Raw genomic sequence first — 22,637 nt, 5'->3', positions numbered from 1 at the left:
TCACCGCTTCCTAATTTTCATTGGAATTTCCATTTTTCAGAGATCGGCCGAATTTACCAATCATATAGTCGAAACTGCCTTTTTCCGCTCCCAACATTTTTTCCATCATGGAAGTAAATGCAATTGCTTTGGTCATCAATTCATCGGGCTGCCACTGGAAAATTCCTTCGTCAAATATAAATTGGGAAGACACCAGCAGGATTTCGACCGTTTCTTTGGGATAAGGAGTATCGAACACCCCTTCCGCTATTCCTTGTTCAATGACTTCCGTCAAGACTGGGGTTAGTTGAAGAATCGTTTCTATCAAGCTTTTCTGATGCATTTCCGCATTGTTCACTTGGTGCAGCTGCTCGATCATTTGTTCCTTCCGGCCTGCGTCCGGCTGCTGCGACATCATGATCTGAAATATTTTGTCATGAGCCGTCAGCTCGGGATGGGCGGCGACTGCCTTAGCGGCTTCGACTCCGAAGTCAATAAAACGCATGACAATCGCGTCCATGACCTCTTCCTTGGATTGAAAGTAATAATAGAACGTGCCCTTGGCGATCCCAACCATGTGCAAAATATCGTTAACCGTTGTTTTGGAAAAACCTTTTGTCGTGAAAAGCAACTCGGCGGCGTCCAATATTTCGTTTCTTCGTTCTTCCGGTTTTTTAGAAATCCTCATTGTTCATACCTCCACCGCACCCGACTGACTGTCGGTCGATAAGAATCTTAACATTTTTCCAGTTCGCACGTCAAGGGCATTTTTGCCAGTTCTTCAGTGTTGACCCTACGGCACGGACGGCTCGTTCGCTGCCATTTCCCCCATTTCCTGATTAAAATCCCTGCTTTATTCACACACTAACCGCAGTTGAGGAGGTTGAGGGCATGTACATTAAAGAAACCGACCTGCCAGGCATCGGTCATAAATACGAAATGGTAACGCAAAGCAGCGATAGGCTGGTCGTTGTCATCCATGATGACGGCCGGCGCGAAATGTATCATTTTGATAACCATGATCAGGATGATTGCACATCCATGGTTACGCTCGAGGATGAAGAAGCAAGACAACTTGCGGCGATCGTCGGGGGAATGACTTACCGGCCGAAGGCATTGGAGACGATGGATGTCGCTTTAGAGGATTTGACGATTGAATGGTACAGAGTCGCGCCTGATGCTGCCTGTGTCGGCAGCACGATCGGCCAAGCGAATATCCGTCAGACGGCGGGAGTCACGATCATTGCCGCTATTGAGAAAGGCGCCAAGCATATCAATCCCGGTCCGGAGTATACCTTTAAGGCAGACACGATCCTCGTCGTTGCGGGCGAACGCCACCAATTGAAGCAGTTGAAGCAGCTGCTGCAAACCGGGAGACGCTGATCATGGATCATCTCGTACTGGAAGTTGGACTTGCCGTTCTTCTCATTGCCCTGGTTGGACTGCTCGCGGCCAGCATTCGGACTTCGGTCATTCCTTTTTATATTTTGGTCGGCATGGCCGTAGGCCCCCATGCGCCGCATTTTGGCGCATTCGACTTCCGATTTATCGAGAGCGCGGAGGTCATTGCATTTATGGGACGGCTTGGCGTGCTTTTTCTGCTGTTCTATTTGGGGCTGGAGTTTTCAATCGGCCGCTTAATGAAATCAGGCCGCTCCATCGTCATGGGCGGAACGATCTATATTCTTATTAACTTTACTTTAGGCTTGCTCTATGGGTGGGTCAACGGCTTCCCTATTGAGGAAACGATGGTTATGGCCGGCATTACGACCATTTCATCCAGCGCGATTGTGGCGAAGGTGCTCGTCGATCTGAAGCGAACGGCCAATCCCGAGACCGAGATGATTTTGGGCATCATCATGTTCGAGGACATTTTCCTGGCGGTATACATCTCCGTCCTGTCCGGGCTGGTCCTGAGCGACTCGTCCTCTGTCGGCGGCGTCATATTGTCAGCCTTGTATGCTCTGGGATTCATGCTTCTCTTGCTGATTGCAGGGCGCTCAGCTGCGCCTCTTCTGAATAAGGTCTTCAACATCCGTTCGAATGAATTGTTCTTGCTGCTTGTGTTCGGCTTCTTATTCCTCGTAGCCGGGTTCTCGGAGACGATTCACGTAGCGGAAGCGATCGGAGCGCTGCTGACCGGGCTCATACTCGCTGAGACGATGCACATGAAACGAATCGAGCAGCTGATTTTGCCGTTCCGTGATTTCTTCGGCGCGCTGTTCTTCTTCAGCTTCGGACTGACCATCGTTCCTTCCGCGCTCGGCGGAGCCTTGTGGCTGTCGGTGGGAGCCGTAGCGGTGACCTTGTTCGGCAACTTCCTGGCCGGTATGCTTGCTGGCAAGAGCGCAGGCTTGTCGCCCAAGGCGTCGGCCAATATCGGACTGACCATTGTATCCCGCGGCGAGTTCTCCATTATCATGGCGAACCTCGGCAAATCCGGCGGACTGCTTGAGTTGCTCCAGCCCTTCGCTGCGCTGTACGTCCTCATCCTTGCCATTTTGGGGCCGCTGTTGACGAAGGAATCCCGGCTCATTTTCAGAGGCTTGAACAAAATTTTTCGCTGGGAAAAAAGCAAAGGAAGCGTTCACAAGCGGGCGGAATAATCCGCCGGCAATAGGTCATATGCGTCGATGGCTCAATGGAAGCCGCAGGCGGTTTGCGAAGAAGCAACACTTTTAAGTAGGTGCTACATGACGGCGAGCATGAAAAAAGGTTTCTGTAGACCCACTCGCCTTTCGTTTGTTATTGTATATGAACAATAACGAAGCTTGGGGTTGTGATGCATGTGAATGGTCCGAAAATAGCTATGTTATCGGTGCTCAGTAATGCCTTCGTCGTCTTGTTGAAGCTCGTCGTAGGCATGTTTACCGGCTCGATTGCCGTCATCTCGGAAGCGATCCACTCCTCCCTGGATTTGGCGGCTTCCTTGATCGCTTTTTTCTCGGTGCGGCTGTCGGGCCGTTCCGCGGATAAGAATCATCCATACGGGCATGGCAAGGTGGAGAACATATCGGGAACCGTGGAGACGCTGCTTATTTTTATTGCGGGCGCCTGGATTATGTATGAATGTGTTCACAAGCTGTTCGAGCCTGCGCCGATTGAACTGCCTTATTTGGGCGTCATCGTCATGTTTGTCGGGGCGGGCATCAATTTCATCGTATCTCGCCGAGTAAGCAAAGCGGCATCAGAGCTGAATTCGGTCGCCATGAAATCCAATGCGCTGCATTTGCTTACCGATGTGTATACATCCTTAGGCGTCGGTTGCAGCCTGTTATTGGCCACCTTGACCGGATGGACGATATTGGATCCGATCATCGGCATAATCCTGGCTCTGTACATCATGAGAGAGGCGTATAAGCTGATGAAGGAATCCTTTCCTCCCCTGCTGGACGCTCGCTTGACCGATCAAGAGGAAAGAGAAATTGTGCAAGTGATTGAATCTTTTCAAGAACAATATATTGAGTTCCATGACTTGCGCACCCGTCGATCCGGTCCCGTCGAATACGTCGATTTCCATCTCGTAGTCCCCTCCAAGCTGGATATCGCTACAGCTCACCAGCTATGCGATGACATCGAGCAGGCGATTACGGCGGCGTTCCGCCGTGCGCAAGTATTCATACATGTCGAACCGGAGCATGAACGATTGGCAACTCAAATGAATAGGGGCTGACACTCTCAGAAAAAAGGTCTGCGCTGTTCATTGGAATCGATGGCTGCGGAGGAGGGGTGCTGTGGTGAAGCATCGCCCGCATGAGATAGCGAGCGTATGCGATGTTCTGAAGAGGGTACGGGAGGCGGGCTTGCCGCGCCTCCTTGTTATTTAACCTTCGATAAGCATGTTGACCGGAACGTCCCGTTCCTCTTCCGGATTGCTAAGGGGGTAAATTCTTGCGATGCCACTCTCTTCATTCACATGTTGAATGTATACGGGCTCCCCTAGGTAAGTAACGTCTGTCATAACCGGCGATGCTGAGATTTCGATAGCTCTTTGCGTATTCATTCCTATCAACCTCCATCTGGGCCTCTATCATGATACGCTCTATAATATACGTAAGATGTCATGTTGTTATACGTTGGCTCAATGGAGTAAGCTCAACATGCCTTACAGCCTCCGGGTCATGCTCAACGAATTCGGGTAAGTCAGCTCGAAGCCGTATTTCCTGTAGAAGCCAACGGATGGGACATCGGCCATAAGCAGGATGTGTGCCCCTTGCGGCGCCTGCTGCTCCAAATACTCCATCAATGCGTTCATTATCGTCTGCTGACATTCCTCGCCTTGGCTGGAGGGATGGATCAGGACGTCTACGATCTGAAAATAACAAGCCCCGTCGCCGATGATTCTCCCCATTCCGAGCAACTGCCCATGGTCATCTCTCATCACGACGCACAGCATCGACTTCAGCAATGCCGTATGGGCAGCCGCCTCCTCCTTCGGGGCAAGACCCGCAGCGGCCCGGAGTTCCACATACTCTCCCGTGCCGGGAACTTCATGCAAAATGTTCATCAAGCTGTCCTCCTTTAGTCCTTCCTCAAAACAGCTCTTTCCTATACCAACATACTACATATATGCAAGTGCGAAAGCTCTGAAATAGGTTCGCCGGGGGCTATAGAAAAGAAATAGTAAACCCTGTGACGCAGCTTAAACGTTTTTTTATAAGCAGACATAAATAATCGGCACCGATTATGGGAAGTATAAACATAATTTCTCTTGCAAACTTGCTAAGACTTCTTGCGGCACTTCCCTGATTTTGATATCCCGTCCAAGAAAAAGCAGCCAATTCGTCATTTCGGTCAATTCTTCGGAATGATTCACATTGATAAAAGTCCTTAGTATGGCTGTGGTTTGGAAAGGATCCATATAGGAAATGGAAACTTTTAAAGGGTGGTACTTTTTGAACTGGGCAATCGCCTTTGGACCAAGTTCAAGGACAAGATTAACGACTTCTTCTTGCTTACTTAGTTTTTCTAAAATCTTTTTCTTGCTTAGCCTTTTTTTCGAAGAGTATGGTTTGACCTCGGTAAGATTGTCGACAGGATAAATCCTCCTCCTCTCATCCTGTAGGTCAAAGCCTTCAATTAACCAAAGGCCTTTTTCACGATAAAGGTGCAAGAGATAAACGGGATAAGACTTTATTGCCTTCTCTTCTTGGATGGCAATCCATAAATAGCGATCCGAAAGAAGGATTTGGATGAGTTTTTCCAACATGGGATGAGGCAGGTCGGACAGATCAAGCAGGTCTGGATTATAGGGGTTAGTTCCTTCAAAAAGCAAGATTTGATTTAACAGAACGAGGTCATCTTGCTGGTTTTCCGAGAGGAGACCCAGCAATTTCTCAGCTAAAGACTGACGGCTCTTTAGATAAGGGAGCTGTAGATTTCTTGTGGCCATAAAGGCAATAAAAAGAGCTTTAATCTCATTATCGGTAAAGCGAACAGTGGGCAGGACGGAGTTGTTCATGACAAAATAACCCCCATCCCTTCCGACTTCGGCGACAAGCGGCATCCCCATGGCTTCAATTTCTCTGATATCTCTAATCGCTGTCGAACGAGAGATATTAAATTCCCGCATGATTTCGGAAATCGTGAAATGAGCCCGGTTGTTGATATACCGCATAATGATATTAATCCGTTCAACTTTTTTCATCGAGACTCCTAAACAGTATCATTTTTTGACATGATTCAAGACTATTATAAACATAGCAAGTGAAAAAACAAATCAGTTGATAAATTTAAAACAAAGGAAGGTTATAAACATGGCACAATATAAACTGGAAGAAAAAGACAGTTTCGCCGTTTTAGGTATTGGAACTGAGCTTAAGAGCAAGTACACAGACTTTGCTGGCTTGAACAAGGAAAAGGCAGACTTTTGGTCGGCCATCAGACAAGATGGAAGGCTGGACACTTTAAAGGCCATCGCCGCAAATGACTACCTTTTTGCCGTGAACGAAGCGGTGAATAACAAATTAATGTATTATGCCGGCGTCATGACAGAGCAATCGGTACCGGAAGCATCCAGGGTTATCCAATTCCCTAAGGGGGAATACCTCGTTGTTAAAGGGGAAGGACAGACGGCTGAGGAATTGAGTCATCTTCTTGCTGGCATTGCCTTCGGTCAAGTCTTGCCGGAAGCGAAGAACTTCGCCTATGTTGGCGGGCCGAATGCCACGGTCGAGATGGGGCAGCGTAACGGCTTCGTATATGGTGAAATGTGGATTCCTGTCGTTAGGAAATGATCAAATAAAAGGAGCGGTAGAAATGTCCTATATCGTTGATTTTAAAAACGTGTCTACGGTCGGTTTGGAGTCTTCGCCAGTAGCAGAAGCTCTTGCCGGTTTACGAGCGAATGAGGCCCGTTATTTTATGAACAAATATAAGCATGAATTTACGGTTGTACCCGCGAGCGACAGCCAGGAGACCCTTAATTACGTGAACCGGGTTTTGAAAGAAGAACGGGATATTGAGTTTGCGGCCAAGCCTTTGGAAACGTCAAGTTTTCAAGTGGAAAATATCAAATGGGCCTTCGTCTTTTATGAGGACGGTCTTGAGGTCAACGTCATGTATACGGTTGATGACCCTAAGAAGCGAGCCGTTGGTTTTAAGCTTTCCGAGGGGATGGAGGTACCGAAGGAGTTAGAAGGGAATTTTAAGTTTGCCCGGCAGAAGTCTAAACTGGCTGGAACCATTCGGGGCTCGTATTTTGTAATCAAAGGAGAATATTAAAGCCGGCATTGCGATCGCAATACAGCACCTCTCCATCAAGAAGAGTGACCCGAGAGAAGGGACATTTTGAAAAAAGTGCCCTCCCTTGGGTCACGTAATAGCTTATATATGTACTTTTCTAAGAATTGCCCTTCGCCTCTTCATTTGGTATAGTGAAATCCCGAAAGACGCCCCAAGGAGGTCAAGACGGATGCGCTACTACAAGCCAAGCGAGATAGCGAAGGAGCTTCACATCAGCACGAGCGCTTTGCGCCACTACGAATCATGGGGAGTCGTCCCCGCCCCTGCGCGCGCCGCCAATGGGTACCGCCTGTATACGATCGAGCATCTCACGTATTTCCGCTGCCTGCGTGCCATGTTCCCGGGCTTCGGCGTCGCGGTTACCTGCAAAGTGCTTCGCCTTATTCAAGAAGCGAATGTCGACGCTGCCTTCTGGATCGTGAACAAGGAGCAGGCGAATCTTCAGCAGGAGAAAGTCGCCGCGGACCAAACGCTGGAGCTGCTGCACCATCTCGAGCTTCCTCCAATCGCGAACAAGAGGCTGAAGGAGTTCATGACGATCGGCGAGGCCGCCGAATTCACCGGCGTGACTGCATCGGCCATACGCCATTGGGAGAAGGAAGGATTACTGACGCCGGCGCGCGATCCCGAAAATGGCTACCGCCTGTTCACGCCGACGCATATCCGGAAAATTTTGCTGATTCGCACGCTGCGAGGCACCGTCTACTTTTTGAAGAGCATGAAGGAAATTGTGCAGGCCTTGGACAACCACAGCATCGAGCAAGTCAAAAAAGTGACGGAGGATGCCCTCCTCACAATCAACAAGCGCAACCGCCAGCAGCTCCAGGGGGTGCAACGGCTGGTCGAGCTGTGCAACGTCCTGGAGCTGCTGTGACCGGTTTTCTTTCATCAATGAGCAGCCAGCTTGGCATTGTTATCGTGATAGACTGCAACCCGCTCCACTAACTTCTGGCTGGATGAGTCGAGCCCTTTAATCATTACTTTATTGTTGTTCTCCTTGTGCTTCAGAACGACTCTATCGATGGCTCCCACGGCCGAATCATCCCATACATGCGCACGGGAGAAGTCGATGACAACCTCCTTCCCATGACAGCTCGTATCGAAGGCGCCGACGAAGCTCTTCGCGGACGCGAAGAACAGCTGTCCTCCCACTTGGAACTGTTGCTTGTCCCTGTCTCCCCTCTGCGTAACCTTAATTTTTTAAATTTTCGCCGCGAAAAAAATCGCGCTTAACAGCACGCCCGCAATGACTCCCTTGGACAAGTCATGGGTTGCCGCAACGATGATAACCGTAGTCAGCATCACTTTCGCGTCCGTCTTCGGCGCTTTTCTCATATATGTGAAGGACGACCAATCGAACGTTCCAATCGAGACCATAATCATGATTCCCGCCAGGACGGGCATAGGAATTTGAACGACGACATCGCCAAGCACATTGATGAGGAACATAAGAAAGACGCCGGCAACCAGCGTCGACAATCGCCCTCGGCCGCCTGATTTCACATTGATCACGGATTGGCCGATCATTGCGCAGCCTGCCATGCCTCCACAGAAGCCGTTAATGACATTGGCGATTCCTTGGCCGCGCGCTTCCCGATGCTTGTCGCTGCTCGTGTCTGTCATATCGTCGACAATCGATGACGTAAGCAATGATTCCAAAAGCCCGACAATCACCAGAGCCAATGAATAAGGGAAAATAATGCCCAGCGTCTCCAGCCGGAAAGGAACATCCGGTATCAGAAAAGCCGGCAGCGCGCGCGTAATCGAGCCAAGATCGCCGACCGTTCCCAGATCAAGCTTCCCTATCATGGCGGCTGCGGTTAAGATGACAATCGCGATCAGCGGCGCCGGAATTGCCTTGAAAACTTGGGGACGACGTACACAATAAGCAACGTAATCCCTACAGATAAGATAGGTCAGCGCTGATTTACCGATAAAATGCGGGATTTGCGCCATAAAAATAAGAATAGCCAAGGCATTGACAAAGCCGATCTATGGGATGCGGGATGTTCATACAAGAAGAACATGCCAGCGCGAAGCGGCGGACGAGGCTGGAGAGCATGATGGCTAACCTGAATGCGGGCGACAAAATTGTCGTTGCCAGGCTCTTCTCGTTGGCGGACTCCACCCGGCATCTGATGGAGCTGCTGGAAGCGCTGCAGCAGAAGGATGCCTATCTGTAGAAAATATAGCTACGAGCACTTCATCAAGAGCATCGTTCAAAGAAACCGTGAGGCATCTTCTCGATTTTCAAAGCGATGTGATTAGCCAAAAAACGAAGCAAGGACTGTATGAGGCGAAGGAAAAAGGCCACTCGGCCGGACGCCCGCGGAAACCCGACGAGAACGTGAAGCGCGCCATCCTGATGTACCAAAGCAAATCATATACATTATCTGAAATAAAAGAGGCGACCGGAATCAGCAAATCGACATTATACCGCTATCTAGAAAACTAACCGGCTAAAGTCAGTTATTTCCATTCTCGCAAAATGCAAAAGGACGGCATCGTTTTCGATACCGTCCATATTGTTGCTACTCCGATGCACCCGTAACGTTGTCAACATTACTGCCTATCGATTTACCCGTTCCAGCAGCTTATCTAATTTTTTCTGAATCTCCGGCATCACTTCTTCCACGGTCTTGGTATTGTTCTGGGCGGCGGCAAACTCGTTAATGAACAATTCATTGATTTGCGAGTAGTTCGCGACCAAATGGTTGAACGATTCCACGCCGTATTTGTTCGCTCCGTCGTATACGTTTTTAATGACGGCCGGATCGACGCCTTCGAAGCTGTTATAGTATTTTTCCTTCGCTTGCTCATTGATCGGAGGCGTGCCGCCGCTCAATTCGATCGATTTCTCCTGCACGTCCTTGGAGATCATGAATTTAATGAATTCATACGCTTCCTTCGGATGCTTGGAGTCTTTCAGCACAAATAACGGGTCAACATACAGTACGCTTCGCTCCTCCGGATTGCCGCCGAACGGAACGGCGGCGACGCCGACCTTGAAGTTGAATTGATCCTGGCTCGCCAGATTCCAGGAGCCGCCCACCGACATGCCGATCTTGCCGGACAGGAACGGATCCCCGAATTGTCCCGCCACGGACTTGGACCAGGCGGGCGACGGAGAGACCTGCTTATCCCAGATGAGTCCGATCCATTTCTTATACGCGGCAATCGCTTCCGGCGAATCGAAATGCGTCTCGCTTGGCTTGCCGCCGTTCGTCCATGTGTCATCGGAATAGACCTTGGCCCCGAAGTAGGCCGGTCTCATATCCAGCTCGCCCCAGTTGAAGTCGAGGCCATACTGCGCTTTCTCGATATCATCGTCCCGTATCGTCAGCTTCTCGGCCACCTCGACCATCTTATCGAACGTCCAGCTCGGATCCTCATAGTCCGAAGGAGGATACGGCACGCCCGCTTTATCGAACAGATCTTTGTTATAGAGCAGGATCGTTACATAGTTGCTGAACGGAATGCCGTACGTTTTGTCCTGCACCTTGTAAATGTTCATCAGCTCTTCTTTGATGCCGTAATCGGCCGGGTTGAAGTTGTCTTCCTTCATAATGCCGGTTAAATCCAGGAGCAAATCCTTGTTATAATATTCGGCGAAGCCGCCGTAACCGAAGTGAGACGTCACGTCGGGCGCGTTTTTGGCCGCGATATTCGCCTGCAATTTGGAGTCGAATTGCTCATAAGGCGCTTTTTCGACTTTGACTTTAATATTCGGGTGCTTGCTCTCGAAGTCCGGAATCAGCTTCTCCACATACGTCCGGTCTGGCGAGTCGATCGTGTAATACGTGATCGTCACGGGGCCCGAGCCGCCGCTTTCTTCTCCTCCGCCGCAAGCGGACAAGAGCATCGCGACAGCAAGAGTCAGACTCAGCAGCATAAACCATTTTTTAGTGCGTTGCTTCATTTCCATACATCCCCCTTAAACGTATTTATGTATATCAAGTAATTGAAGGCGGAACGCGGAGTCAATTACTTAATACCTGTCAGCACAATCCCCTCCGTGAAGCGCTTCTGCGCGACGGCGAAGATGGCGACGACCGGCAAGGTCGTCATAATCGATGCGCACATTAACAAGTTGTAAGGGGCTATCCGGAACTTGGACGACATCATCGCCGCCAGGCCGACCGGCAACGTGAATTTATCCTGCGAGCTCAAGTACAAGACCGGTCCCAACAGATCGTTCCATGTCCAGATGAACGTGAAAATGGCGACGGTAGCCAAGGCCGGACCGGACAGCGGCAGCGCGATTTTCCAGAACATCCGAAATTCGCCGCAGCCGTCGATTTTCCCGGAGTCATATAATTCATTCGGCAGCGACATGAAAAACTGTCTCAGCAAAAAGATCTGATAAGCGGAACCGAAAAACGTCGGCACGATGAGCGGCAAAAAGCTATTCATCCACCCCAGCTTCGAAAAAAGCAAAAATTGCGGAATCATGACGGCCGGATAAGGCAGCATCATCGTCGATATCATGAGCATGAACATCAGCTTTTTGCCTCTGGCCCGGAATCTGGAGAACCCGTAAGCCACCAAGGAGGAAGACATCACCGTGCCAATCACCGAAAAAGCGGCAACGATGAGACTGTTCTTGTATAAAATCCCGAACTTGATTTCGTTGTCGGTGAACAGCGTCTTGAAATTATCCCAAGCAAGCGTATGCGGAATTAGGGTCGGCGGAAATTGCAGCATTTCCTTCGATGTTTTCAATGCCGTCGAAACCATGAACACCAACGGAAACAGCATCGTGATTGTAATGGCAATCAATAACAGGAAGGCGAAAATCTGGCCAAGGGTCATTCTCGGCTTGCGATCGCCGATCAGCTTCGGGTTCGTATCCATCGCAATCTCGCTCATTATTCCCGCCCTCCTTCGTAGTAGACAAATCGATTCGATGATTTCATAATGATGACCGTAATAATGAGAATCGCAATCAGCAGCAGCCAGGCCATCGCCGACGCGTACCCGAGCCGGAAGTCCTTGAACGCGCTTACATAGATGTTATAGACATAGAACCGGGTCGAATAATTCGGACCGCCTTGGGTCATGACATAGGCCTGGGTAAAAACCTGGAACGATTCAATAACGGACATAATCAATTGGAATAAAAAGACCGGTGAAATCATCGGGAACGTCACGTTCCAGAACGTCTTCCATCGGCCCGCGCCATCCAGCTTCGCCGCTTCCAGCAAGCTGCTCGGAACGCCCTGCAGACCGGCCAGGAAAATGATCATCCCCGCGCCTACGCCCCAGAACGTCATGATGATTAACGCCCAGATGGCATACTGCTCGTCGAGGAACCAGGCCGGCCCCTTCACCCCGAACCAGGACAGAATATAGTTGAATACCCCTACCTCCGGGTTGAAAATCCAGAACCAGAGCAGCGACATCGACACGCCGGATACCATGCTCGGGAAGTACATCGCGGTCCGGAAAAATCCGCGCGCCGGGATTTTCATATTGATCAGCATCGCGAAGATCAAGGATAAAAACAGCCCTAACGGAACGCTAATCAAGGTGTACTTCAGCGTGACGACAATCGATTTATAGAACAATTCATCCTCGAACAGCTCCTTGTAATTGTCGAGACCGATAAAATGCGGACTGCTGATAATGTCATAATCCGTGAAGCTGTAGTACAGTGATGCCAGTATCGGGTATAATGCAAAGACGACGAATCCGATCAGCCACGGCGAAATAAACAAGTAGAAATGGATATTGTCGCGCTTGGACTCAGATAGCTTCATCCTCCCAACCCCTCCCCTTTGTATGTATTCATATGTGCTACACAGGCCTTATAAAATTAAACCGCTTTAACTTTAATGAAAAGCAGCCTCTTCTGCGACATATCATCGCCCCGCCCTGGTCAGGCCGCAGGAAGCGATAACGTCTCCATGCTCAGGTCGTATGAAGCGATAACGTCTCCCTGTCTCAGGTCGTATGAAGCACGATAACGTCTCCATGAAGACGGTTACGAAGCTCTCCTTGAAAAGTTAAAGGGCTTTAACTTTATGGGCCATGAGTGAATATGAGTTAATAATAACCAGATCCGTTCGATTTGACAATACCTTTTTTTATACGGTCTGTCCACAGCTGAGCCGGGTGCGAAAAGGCCGGGCCACTTCCCGTGGCACGGCCTCTCCCCCCCTCATTGGTTGCTCGCCCGATCATTCGCCGGGATTCTTTTTATATTTTTCCGTCCGGCTATCCTGAATGACGCCGCTCCAATTGAGCCCGAATCCGAAATCATACCGGTGGCCCTCCGAATCAAGATGGCACTCCATATCATGTGCGGCATCCTCGAGCTGCGCCTCCACGGTCTCCATATTCTCAGGCATTTGCATCGGCAAGAGACCGGATGGCTCGGCGGCGCCGGAGATCACCTCGAGGATGGCCTGATCCTGCACGCCGAAGTGCGCGAGGATTCCATCGGCCGCCGGCTCGAACTCGGCGACGACCGCCGGAGTGGTCAGCAAGAGCGAGACGATGACCGGCTTGCCCTTCATCCGCTCGGCCGTATCCAGCAGGAGATCCAGATCGGCCGCGTTATGCGTCGTCACCGTTTTTCCACAATAGGATCGGTTCTGCGCCTCTCCTTCCCGGACATCTCCGGCAAGGCTCTGCTTCCGTGCCTGCACTGCCGTGTAAGGCTTATACTGCAAGCTGATCGGCACATACCCGTTGCCGCCCTGATCCGCATCTTCCTGGCTATACCCCGTTCCCGACTTCGGACTGCGCATGCAGACGAGCGCGAAGTCGGCCTCATCCGGATTATCCGTCACCTTGAAATATTTCGCTGCAATATCCAGATTCAGGGGATATTCGAGAATCTCCGGCGTCGGATTGCCGAACCAGTCCTTCCCCGGCGGCGTGTACCGCTTCGGAATATAGACCGTGCTGCCAGGCTTGAGCGGCAGGATGCCATTCTTGTTCTTGAGCATCACGATCGACTTGAGCTGCGCTTCATAACCGGCTTGCATATAGCTTGGGTTCCCGACAATTCGCGCGCTCGCCTCGACGTCCAGGTACGGATTCTCGAAGAGACCGAGACGGAACATGTTGGTCAGCAGCCGTACCGCCGATTGCTCGAACCGCTCCCGCATTGCCGCCTCGCCATGCTCCGCCACGCCCATGCGATAGGCTTCCAGCACAGGCTCGACTTCGTTGTTGCCGCCGAATTGATCGATGCCGGCCATAATCAGCTTATAATGCCGCTCAGCGACGGACAGCTCCTCGACCCCCCACGGCTTGCCCGACAGGAAAGTGTCTTTGCTGCCTGATTCATCGGCGGTAATCAGCCAATCCGTGCAGACGACGCCGTCATAGCCATACTGCCCCCGCAGCAGGTCGCGGATAAGATAAGCATTATACGAATTGCCGACATTCTCCCCGTTCACGGTATCCTGATCGGTCGATATCGTGTAGTACGGCATGACGGCGGAGGCCCTCTTCGTCGGCCCGTCAAGCCGGAACGCGCCTTCCGTGAACGGCTTCAGATGCTCCTCGAAGTTGTTCCCCGGGTAGACCGCGTATTTCCCGCACGCGTAATGCGCATCTCGTCCGCCTTCCCCCGATCCGCCTCCCGGCCAATGCTTCACCATCGCATTGACGCTGTCATATCCCCAGCCGTCCGCAATCTCGGCGTCCCCCGCCGAAGTCTGGAAGCCGTCGATATAAGCGCGGCCCATATCCGTCGCGAGACGCGAGTCTTCGCCAAAGGTTCCGTTGAACCGGAACCAGCGCGGATCGGTCGCGATATCAATCTGCGGCGACAGTGCCGTGGCGATGCCCAGCGCCCGGTATTCCTTGGCCGCGATCTCGCCGAACCGGCGCACCAGCTCCGGGTCGAAGGTAGCGGCCAAGCCGAGCGGCTCGGGCCACATCGAGATGGCGCCCCCTGCCCCGGCATTGAATTCCGAGCTGGAATCGGAGCTGTGCCGCGGGTCGGAGCTGTTGTTGGCCGGAATGCCCAGGCCCGTGCCTTCCGCAAACGCCTGGACCGCATTGCTCCACCGGGCCGCCGTCTCGGGGCTCTCCACCGAGGTGACGAGAATATGCCGCACATGATCCTCCGTCAGGAACTTGATCTGCTCATCCGTCAGATCCCATGGATTCGCGCCGCTCTCTTCATAGGGCTTGCCGCCATAGGTGCTCGCGAACCAGCCGCTGCTGGCCGCGGGAATGGCTTGATGCCGGCTGTACAGCATCAGGCCCGCGATTTGCTCAATCGACATCCGGGAAGCGAGATCCTTCGCCCGCTCCTCCGGAGGCAGCCGCCAATCTTCATATTTATCCAGGCTTCCATTCCGGTTCAAATCCTTGAAAAAGAATCCGTCCTGCTCCAATATCGAGACGCCGGACGTCTTGGAATATCCGATCGTCGGCCCTTGCTGATTGTGTACATAAGCGATGGTTTCTTCTCGGCTTGCTGCCGTTGTCTTTTTCTGTGTCACGTCTCCTATCCCTCCGTTATCCGTTCTCTTTACTCCAGTCCCAATGTCTCATTCAGCCGCTCGATCATCTTTTCCAGCTCGGCTTCTGTCATCCCGCTGCCCATCATGCCCGCTAAAGAGCGAAGAGCGTCATATTTTTTCCATTGCACGAGGGCATCGAACAGCTGCGCCAGACCATTGTCATCCATGCTCTCCGCGAACATTGCCCCCATCTGCTTGAGGCTCTCCATGCTGTCGTTCATCGCCTGTTCGGCGATCTGGGCTGTAGCCGGAATCGCCATCAGCTCATAGAACCGCGTCATGCGGGTCACCTTCGGGAACGGAAGCGCCGTCGAATGTAGGTCTATCGCTGCCGCAAGCGGAGTCTCCGCCGAGGAAGGCCCGACCAGAATCTCATAGGTTCCGCTCTCGGCGTACCAGTCATGAATATCCGAACTGTAATAAGCGAAGGAGCGTGCATCCAGGGTGAAGCTGACCTCAGCGGCTTCGCCAGGCTCCAGGCTGATCTTCGCGAATCCCTTCAGCTCCTTCACCGGTCTGACCACGCTGCTGTCGGCGTGCTTCACATAGAGCTGCACGACTTCCTTCCCTGCGCGGCTGCCCGTATTGCGCACCGTGACGGTTACGGTCGCCGTGTCCGTATCGTTCATGCTTGGCTTATCGATCCGGATCTGCTCATAAGCGAATGTCGTATAGCTGAGTCCGTGCCCGAACGGGAACAGCGGCGTTTCTTTCTTCGCCTCATAATAGCGATACCCGACGAATATTCCTTCCCCGTAGAACACTTCTTTTTTCCCGCCCGGGAAGTTCAGATAGGCCGGCGTCTGCTCCACCGAGACCGGGAACGTCTCCGCCAGCTTGCCGCTCGGATTGACATCGCCGTAGAGCACATCCGCCGTCGCGCTGCCGGACGCTTGCCCGCCCAAATAGCCTTCGAGCACGGCCTTCACCTTCGGCAGCCATGGCATCGCCACAGGCGATCCGTTGGACAGGACGACGACCGTATTCGGCTGCACCGCCGCTACGCGCTCGATCAAGGCGCAATGCGAAGCCGGCAGATCGAGATGGGTCCGATCCAGCCCCTCCGATTCGAAGGCATCCGGCAGACCGGCAAAAATGACGGCGACATCCTTGCCCGCAGCCAGCTCCGCCGCCTCCGCGATCAGCGCTTCATCGATCGCGTCCTCCTCCAGCCGGTAGCCGGGAGCGAAGGCGACCTCGCCTTCCGCCGCCGCGGTGATGAACTCGAGCGCGGTATCCATCCGCGTCGGCACAATATGCGAGCTGCCCCCGCCCTGATAGCGCGGCCGCTCCGCGAAAGCGCCGATGACCGCGACGGATTGCTGCTTATCCAGCGGGAGCAGGCCGCCGTCGTTTTTGAGCAGAACCATGCATTCCGCCGCCGCCCTCCGCGCCAAAGCGTGGTGCGCTTCCTTGTCATAGGTGAAGCCCGGTTTCCTATTGTCGTGAGCTTGGAGAATTACAGTCAGCAGCCGCTCCGCCGCCTGATCCAGGACCGCTTCGTCCAGTTCGCCCGCTCGCACCGCATCGACGATCATCTGGTCATGGTCCGGTCCGGCATAAGGCATTTCCAGCTCCAGCCCCGCCTTCAATCCCTTCACCCGCTCGTTGATCGCGCCCCAATCGGTCATGACGAAGCCTTCATGCTTCCATTTCTCCTTCAGCACGTCGGTCAGAAGCTGTGTATTCTCGGAGCAGAACTCCCCGTTCACCCGGTTGTAGGCACACATGACGGTCCACGCCTTCCCGTCCATAATCGGGCCTTCGAAGCTGCGCAAGTAGATTTCATGCAGCGACCGTTCGTCGACGATTGCATTGATGGAATTCCGCAGCGTCTCCTGATTGTTGGCCGCGAAGTGCTTGACCGAAGTGCCGACGCCCTGCCCTTGCACCCCCAGCACATGATGGGCGCCCAGTTCCGAAGACAGATACGGATCTTCCGAGAAATATTCGAAGTTGCGGCCGCACAGCGGAGAACGCTTAATATTTACCGCGGGGCCGAGCAAAATCTGAACATCCTCCGCCAAGCATTCTTCCCCAAGAGCAGCTCCCACTTCCTCAATAAGCTCACGATCCCAGGACGACGCGAGGCCGGCGCCGCTCGGAAAGCATGTCGCCGGAACGGTCTTGCTCGACATATCCGCCGGATTCGCTTGCTTGCGAAGCCCGTGCGGCCCGTCCGTCATGACGATGGAGGGAATGCCCAGCCGCTCGACCGCCTTGGTCTGCCACATATTCAGTCCCGAGCAGAGACTTGCTTTTTCTTCCAGTGTCATTTGCTTGATGATGTCTTTTACCTGTTTACTCATGCGATAATCCTCCTGTATGCGGTATTGCGATGTCTTTCGTTGTCTGTCCGATTTCCGGCAATGGCTTGACGGCAGCCACGCCCAGCACGACACAGAATGCCAACGCGATATAGAAGAACGTCCAGCCGCCGATACCGAGCAGCAGCGGAGCGATTGCGGGCACGATCGACTGCGGCAGCGCATTGGCTACGTTCATCAGGCCGAAATCTTTGGCCGCATCCTCCTTGCGGGGAAGAATGCGGGCCACCAAGGCCATGTCGACGGCGCTGAAGCAGCCGAAGCCCAGGCCGATGATGGCTGATGCTACAATGTATGCCGTATATTGAGGCACGAAGGCATACAGCAGAATGCCAAATACCATAATGAGCGCAGAGCCGTACAAGAAAGGCTTCTGCTTCTTGAATTTATCGGACAATACGCCGCCGAATATACTCGTCACGGCCGAAGCGATCAGGCAAATAATATTCAAAGTGCCGACGCTGTTCGTCGCTTGACTCTCCGTGAAGCCCATCCGGTTCACCAGCATGACCGTCAAGTACAGTGTGCTGCAATACCCCATCATCAGCATGAACTTCGAGACGATAGCCCAGGTGAATTCCGGGAACTTTCTCGGGCTCGGATAGATTTTGCTGATTTTCTCGCCAAGCGACAGCTTCTGCCGGTCAGACTTCACGATCTCTACCTTGCCGTCGCGAATCAGAAATAAGCTGAGAACCGGACCCGCAATGCCGATAAGCGCAACCACCATCCATTTCATGTCCGCAGAAGCGGAATTCATCAGCATCATCAGCACCATGCCGATACATACCGCCGCGGGGAAGACGAGCCCGATAATGCCGGAGATTGTTCCCTGTCTCTCCTCTTTGACTTGATCCGGGATAAGCGCTGTATACGCCGCGATACCGAAGTTGAAGAACAACTGCGCAACCGCCCAGCCGATCAGGATTTGCCATATTTCCGTGGCCATTCCCACCCACAGCAGCGCGGCGCATCCGACCAGCGGGCCAAGGAACATCCATGTTCGTCTTCGTCCGAAGGAGATATTCGTCCGGTCGCTGATGGCGCCCCCGAGCGGATTCCCGATCAAGGCGAAGAAAGCCCCTACGCCGGCGACTAATCCGTAGGAAGAGGTGTAGCCGTTCGGATCGACTTCAATCATTTTGAAGGTGAGCAGCAGCATTGCCGGGGTCATCAATCCGAGCATCATGCAGCCATAACCGAGAATAATGCCGAACGTCAGCCGGCCGAGCGGCGTTCGGACTTGCCCTTTTATCATTGGTTCAGCCATCGTAACTTCCTCCTAAGCAGTAATTGAAACCGTTTGCAAATCCAATTATAATAAAAAGCCCCTGTCTCCAGACAGGCGGCTATTTATAGACTTTTATAGTTTTTTTTAACGTCTTTGTTAGAAACGCTTTCACGTCGGCATGATCCGAGATTAAAAAGTGACTCATATGGACGATGCATCGGTACATTAGTATTATCAGTACATCGGGATGAGCTCCATGAGCTGCACTCCATGAGGGGCCAGCAACGACAGATAGGTCCTGCTGTGTTCAATCTCGACATACTGGACATGCATCCGGGGACCGGAATTCGCCTTGAGATAAGCGATATCCTCGGCAGACAGCGGCTCGGGCGCCCCCATCTCCACCCAGCGGTCATAGCTGCTCCCGTGCTTGCGGCTGATCGCATACGTGACCAGCCGGTACCTCCCCCGGCGGATTCCTTTTAACTCAAGCTGTATTTTTAACGTCTTTTCATCCTTGAACCCGTTGTACCGGTTCGTGGCGTTGATGAAGGACGTATCTCCCATCGCATACAGGTCGTCGAAATGACAATAGTTAAAGGTCAGGATCTGATATCCTCCGCGGCCGGCGGTCGCGATATAGCGCTCCCCTCGGGCCAGAAGGCGATCGCCGAGCTTGGCGAGCAGCTCATACGCCACGAACGCGGCCTTCGGAATGCCGTGCTGGGCGATCAGTCCGAGCCCTCCGTGATACAGCTGGGCCGAAGCGGCAGTCTCCTCGATATTGTCGCTCAGCACCCAATAGCCGAAGCCGGCGATGCGGTCCAGATTATCGACAATGTTTTTGGCGAGATAGGCCGCCTTATACACCGTGTCATTCGTCAATTCCCGATGATAGGCGGTCGAATTCCACTCCGTGAGAACCAATTCCTTGTCGGACAATCCTTGCTCGGCCAGCAGCCTCATCTCTTGCCCAAGTATGTCCCGCAAATAATCCGGATTCGGAGAGATCCCCATGAACTCCTCCAATATTCGACGGTATGAATGCAACGGGAGCCGCAGCAGAGCCGCCGGGTCGGCGTGAACCATCTCCTCGATATGCTCATGCGGATAGAAATGAAGCGGTATGAAGTCCGGCAAGCACTGATTGCGGCGGCAGAACGCAAAAAATTCATCATTCAACCGCGGCGAGCGAACCGTGATGATCCGTCCGGGCGCGCCGATGTGCAGCCGCTCCGATACGCCCTTCAAGGTCTGATAGGTTCGCAAATACATCTCCATATATTCTTCCAGCGTTCCCGGCCAGAACGTCTTCAGCTCCGGCTCATTCCAGAACTCGAACTTCCAGCTCTCTACTTCCTCCGCACCGTAACGATTCATGCAGTGACGCAGAAAGCGGTCCACGAGCAGGCACCATCGCTCGAGCGACCGCGGCGGACTGACGCAGCTTGCCTTGTAGAACACTTTCTGGTCCGGATCGGCCGCCAGCAAGGAAGGCATGAAGCCCAGCTCCACGAACGGCTTGAGACCGACGGACAGCAAGAAGTCGAACAGTTGGTCCACGAACCGGAAATTAAACCGGGGCCGTCCCGCCTCGTCCTCATCATATACCATCATCTCATCGTCGAAGATGCCATGGAACCGCAAATAGCGGAAGGGGCACACCCGCTGTACATGCCGCAGCTGCTCCTGAACATCGGCATGCAAGCCTTCCTTGGCTTTGCCGATCGTGATCAACTGCTTCCATGTATGCCGGATCGGCTCGCCTCTGGCCGATAGGTCCACTTCATAGGCGGCCTCTTCCACCTCGCGAATATCATCATCTACTGCGCCAAGCGCTTGGCTGCGCTGCAAATACTGATTAATGATGCCCAACGCGCTCGATTGATTGAACGTCATATAGTTGGCCGAAGGCTTTTCCTTCTCGTCCGTCGGCGGCCGGTACTGCCTGCGATACTCGTTGGGCGTCATATGATACTTTGCTTTGAAGGCAGCGTAGAAGGATTTCGCATTCGGAAATCCGTGATGCATGGCAAGGTCCGCGATCGGCGCGTCGGCATGCCGCAACAGATCCTCGACCGTATTTTTCAAGCGGATGCTGGTCAGATAAGCCTGAAAGTTCAGGCCGATGTTCTCGCTGAAAAATTTGGACAAATACGGCACCGACAAGTATTCGCGCTCGGCGATCGCCTGCAGCGTGATCGGCTCCTGATAATGCTCGTCGATAAAGGTAATGATGCGCAACATTCGGTCCATATACTTCTCATTCATTGCGCCTTCCATCGCGGGCCGCTTGAATTGCTTCAGGAGGATGGAAACCACGCTCAGCATCCGGGCCTGCATGTCGAGCTCGTAGCCTTCCCCCTTTTTATGCTTCAACTGCACCATCTCCGCCAGGCACTGGCGAATGCGGTCCAACGCCAGCTTCTCCTCCTTGCTGGCCTCTCCCGAATAACATGCGAAATTGATGGCTTCGACGCCCTTCACATTCTCCTTCATATACTTGAACGGGATAAGAAACGTCGCGATAATATTGACGTCCAGCCCAATGACTTCATGCACATGACCTTGATTGATCAACAGCACATCCCCTTCGGTCAAGGAAAATTTCCGCTGATTGACCATCGCTTCCAAGTTGCCCCGCAGCACGAAGATGATTTCCATGCTGTTATGCCAGTGATTGGGAACGTAGTTCACGCTGTGCAGCGACACATCGAAGGGCAAAGCCTCGTCTGTTTCCACGAATTCATAAATCGGATGACTCACCGGGATATCCTCCATTAGTACGATTTCTAGCGATGCGTATATCCTTATACCTACATTCTATATGAAGCCGGGCTGAAAGCAAAAAAATCATTGCGGCCGCAACTTCATGCGACGAGTCCGCCACAGCTGCAGTCCCCTCCGCCCCTTTGCTCGATTACATAACAAACCGGACTTCCTTCCGCCATTCGTATCAGCTCCACCAAAGCTGCATTTACTCCGTCCAATCTGTTCATCTACTCCATCAATGCTGCTTTACTCCCTCCACTCTGTTCATCTACTCCACCAATGCTGCATTTACTCCGTCCAATCTGTTCATCTACTCCAACAATGCTGCAAAAATACAGCAATTTCATTGACACCACTCTATGAAAAAAGGAATCCTGCAAAAATGCAGGAATTCCCTGCGCTATGGCCTGGATTGGGTTCAAAATAGGCGAAATAATGCAGTTTTGCAGGATTTTCTCGGAATTTCGCCTCTTGGGTCTCAAAATGCTGCGCCTGTGCAGGATTTTCATGTGACTTGCCTGACTTGCCTCCTCAGCCCTGCCCTCTCCCCACTTTGCCCTGCTCTCCATGCACAAAAAAAGCCGACCATCAAGTTGTTCGGCCACCAATCTTGCTATTTCCCGGCATTGCCCGCGCTTGCGCTCCTCACTGCTTCATATGCCGTTAAATAAAGCCGGGTTTCCGCCACGACCACGCCGGACAGCCCCAACAGGGCGACCAGATTCGGGAGCGCCATCAGTCCGTTCACGATATCCGAGAGCAGGTAGATCGCCTGCAGCTTGATGAACGCGCCTGCCGCGACCAGTTCCACGTCCCGGTCACATTGAGCTTCTTTTCCTCGCCCCACCTGTTCATCAACTCCACCAATGCTGCATTTCCTCCCCCCACCTGTTCATCAACTCCACCAATGCTACTTTACTCCGCCCCATCTGTTCATCTACTCCACCAATGCTACTTTACTCCGCCCCATCTGTTCATCTACTCCACCAAAGCTGCATTTACTCCGTCCAATCTGTTCATCTACTCCACTAAAGCTGCTTTACTCCGTCCCACATGTTCATCTACTCCAGCAATGCTACTTTACTCCGTCCCATCTGT

Annotated in this window: 22 protein-coding genes and 1 pseudogene; 8 read left to right on the top strand and 15 right to left on the bottom strand. The window is 52.6% G+C overall.

The annotated features are described in order from the left end of the window. Positions 1–10 precede the first annotated feature (10 nt). On the bottom strand, positions 11–667 hold the full coding sequence (locus tag L6439_RS13120; RefSeq protein WP_111154791.1) for a TetR/AcrR family transcriptional regulator: 657 nt from the start codon (positions 665–667) through the stop codon (positions 11–13). Between the two features lie 203 nt (positions 668–870). Here L6439_RS13120 and L6439_RS13115 point away from each other — a divergent pair, with 203 nt between their 5' ends. The 3 genes from L6439_RS13115 to L6439_RS13105 all read left to right on the top strand — a co-directional run bounded on the left by L6439_RS13115 (position 871) and on the right by L6439_RS13105 (position 3,652). Then, a complete protein-coding gene (locus tag L6439_RS13115; RefSeq protein ID WP_006677427.1) occupies positions 871–1,362 on the top strand; it encodes a cation:proton antiporter regulatory subunit in 492 nt (163 codons plus the stop codon). 2 nt (positions 1,363–1,364) lie between these two features. Next, positions 1,365–2,585, top strand: coding sequence for a cation:proton antiporter (locus L6439_RS13110; RefSeq protein ID WP_213469426.1), 1,221 nt, complete (start codon positions 1,365–1,367; stop codon positions 2,583–2,585). A gap of 182 nt (positions 2,586–2,767) precedes the next feature. Continuing rightward, a complete protein-coding gene (locus L6439_RS13105; protein WP_475721008.1) occupies positions 2,768–3,652 on the top strand; it encodes a cation diffusion facilitator family transporter in 885 nt (294 codons plus the stop codon). Between the two features lie 150 nt (positions 3,653–3,802). Here the strand turns inward: L6439_RS13105 and L6439_RS13100 are convergent, their stop codons facing one another. The 3 genes from L6439_RS13100 to L6439_RS13090 form a co-directional block, all read right to left on the bottom strand. Next, positions 3,803–3,982: an H-type small acid-soluble spore protein gene (locus tag L6439_RS13100; RefSeq protein WP_006677430.1), complete on the bottom strand. Its 180-nt coding sequence runs from the start codon at positions 3,980–3,982 to the stop codon at positions 3,803–3,805. A gap of 102 nt (positions 3,983–4,084) precedes the next feature. After that, a complete protein-coding gene (locus L6439_RS13095) occupies positions 4,085–4,486 on the bottom strand; it encodes a GNAT family N-acetyltransferase (RefSeq protein ID WP_213469427.1) in 402 nt (133 codons plus the stop codon). 177 nt (positions 4,487–4,663) lie between these two features. Then, positions 4,664–5,626 (bottom strand): helix-turn-helix transcriptional regulator, encoded by a 963-nt coding sequence (locus L6439_RS13090; protein WP_168180567.1) that lies wholly within the window; start codon positions 5,624–5,626, stop codon positions 4,664–4,666. A gap of 109 nt (positions 5,627–5,735) precedes the next feature. On the opposite strand from L6439_RS13090, the gene L6439_RS13085 reads away from it, so the two are divergent. From L6439_RS13085 to L6439_RS13075, 3 genes are all read left to right on the top strand, one after another. Further along, the gene (locus L6439_RS13085) at positions 5,736–6,215 is read left to right on the top strand and encodes a GyrI-like domain-containing protein (RefSeq protein WP_213469428.1); all 480 of its coding nucleotides are present in this window, start codon (positions 5,736–5,738) and stop codon (positions 6,213–6,215) included. Between the two features lie 22 nt (positions 6,216–6,237). Further along, positions 6,238–6,702, top strand: a complete 465-nt coding sequence (locus tag L6439_RS13080) for a phage tail protein (protein ID WP_168180565.1) — start codon at positions 6,238–6,240, stop codon at positions 6,700–6,702. 190 nt (positions 6,703–6,892) lie between these two features. Continuing rightward, positions 6,893–7,597: a TioE family transcriptional regulator gene (locus L6439_RS13075; protein WP_168180564.1), complete on the top strand. Its 705-nt coding sequence runs from the start codon at positions 6,893–6,895 to the stop codon at positions 7,595–7,597. Positions 7,598–7,611: 14 nt separating this feature from the next. Here L6439_RS13075 and L6439_RS29675 read toward each other — a convergent pair whose 3' ends face one another. Together L6439_RS29675 and L6439_RS13070 are read right to left on the bottom strand one after the other, a co-directional pair. Further along, a complete protein-coding gene (locus L6439_RS29675; RefSeq protein WP_420540581.1) occupies positions 7,612–7,875 on the bottom strand; it encodes an STAS domain-containing protein in 264 nt (87 codons plus the stop codon). Between the two features lie 48 nt (positions 7,876–7,923). Beyond that, positions 7,924–8,679 carry a SulP family inorganic anion transporter gene (locus L6439_RS13070; protein WP_420540580.1) on the bottom strand — a complete coding sequence of 252 codons (756 nt, stop codon included), beginning with the start codon at positions 8,677–8,679 and terminating at the stop codon, positions 7,924–7,926. Positions 8,680–8,729: 50 nt separating this feature from the next. Here L6439_RS13070 and L6439_RS13065 point away from each other — a divergent pair, with 50 nt between their 5' ends. Both L6439_RS13065 and L6439_RS13060 read left to right on the top strand, forming a co-directional pair. Further along, the gene (locus tag L6439_RS13065) at positions 8,730–8,906 is read left to right on the top strand and encodes a recombinase family protein (RefSeq protein WP_237096849.1); all 177 of its coding nucleotides are present in this window, start codon (positions 8,730–8,732) and stop codon (positions 8,904–8,906) included. Positions 8,907–9,088: 182 nt separating this feature from the next. Next, entirely contained in the window at positions 9,089–9,178 is a 90-nt protein-coding gene (locus L6439_RS13060; RefSeq protein WP_237096917.1) for a helix-turn-helix domain-containing protein, read from the top strand. 114 nt (positions 9,179–9,292) lie between these two features. On the opposite strand, the gene L6439_RS13055 is transcribed toward L6439_RS13060, so the two are convergent. From L6439_RS13055 to L6439_RS13015, 9 genes and pseudogenes are all read right to left on the bottom strand, one after another. Further along, positions 9,293–10,642, bottom strand: a complete 1,350-nt coding sequence (locus L6439_RS13055) for an ABC transporter substrate-binding protein (RefSeq protein ID WP_168180563.1) — start codon at positions 10,640–10,642, stop codon at positions 9,293–9,295. A gap of 65 nt (positions 10,643–10,707) precedes the next feature. Next, positions 10,708–11,592, bottom strand: a complete 885-nt coding sequence (locus tag L6439_RS13050; protein WP_213469429.1) for a carbohydrate ABC transporter permease — start codon at positions 11,590–11,592, stop codon at positions 10,708–10,710. Further along, positions 11,592–12,482, bottom strand: a complete 891-nt coding sequence (locus L6439_RS13045) for a carbohydrate ABC transporter permease (protein WP_168180561.1) — start codon at positions 12,480–12,482, stop codon at positions 11,592–11,594. The genes L6439_RS13050 and L6439_RS13045 overlap by 1 nt, the downstream gene beginning before the upstream one ends. 420 nt (positions 12,483–12,902) lie before the next feature. After that, positions 12,903–15,188, bottom strand: a complete 2,286-nt coding sequence (locus L6439_RS13040; RefSeq protein ID WP_213469430.1) for a glycoside hydrolase family 3 protein — start codon at positions 15,186–15,188, stop codon at positions 12,903–12,905. A gap of 29 nt (positions 15,189–15,217) precedes the next feature. Beyond that, the gene (locus tag L6439_RS13035) at positions 15,218–17,518 is read right to left on the bottom strand and encodes a beta-glucosidase family protein (protein WP_213469431.1); all 2,301 of its coding nucleotides are present in this window, start codon (positions 17,516–17,518) and stop codon (positions 15,218–15,220) included. After that, entirely contained in the window at positions 17,511–18,806 is a 1,296-nt protein-coding gene (locus L6439_RS13030) for an MFS transporter (protein WP_168180558.1), read from the bottom strand. The genes L6439_RS13035 and L6439_RS13030 overlap by 8 nt, the downstream gene beginning before the upstream one ends. Positions 18,807–19,001: 195 nt before the next feature. Further along, entirely contained in the window at positions 19,002–21,533 is a 2,532-nt protein-coding gene (locus L6439_RS13025) for a GH39 family glycosyl hydrolase (protein WP_237096848.1), read from the bottom strand. Between the two features lie 233 nt (positions 21,534–21,766). Continuing rightward, on the bottom strand, positions 21,767–22,147 hold the full coding sequence (locus L6439_RS13020) for a hypothetical protein (RefSeq protein ID WP_213469433.1): 381 nt from the start codon (positions 22,145–22,147) through the stop codon (positions 21,767–21,769). A 5-nt stretch (positions 22,148–22,152) separates the two neighbouring features. Next, positions 22,153–22,350: pseudogene (locus L6439_RS13015) on the bottom strand (alanine:cation symporter family protein); the annotation flags it as partial. Positions 22,351–22,637: the final 287 nt, after the last annotated feature.

The organism is Paenibacillus dendritiformis (assembly GCF_021654795.1).
Lineage (GTDB): Bacteria > Bacillota > Bacilli > Paenibacillales > Paenibacillaceae > Paenibacillus_B.
This window is presented reverse-complemented; position numbering and strand designations above follow the sequence as displayed.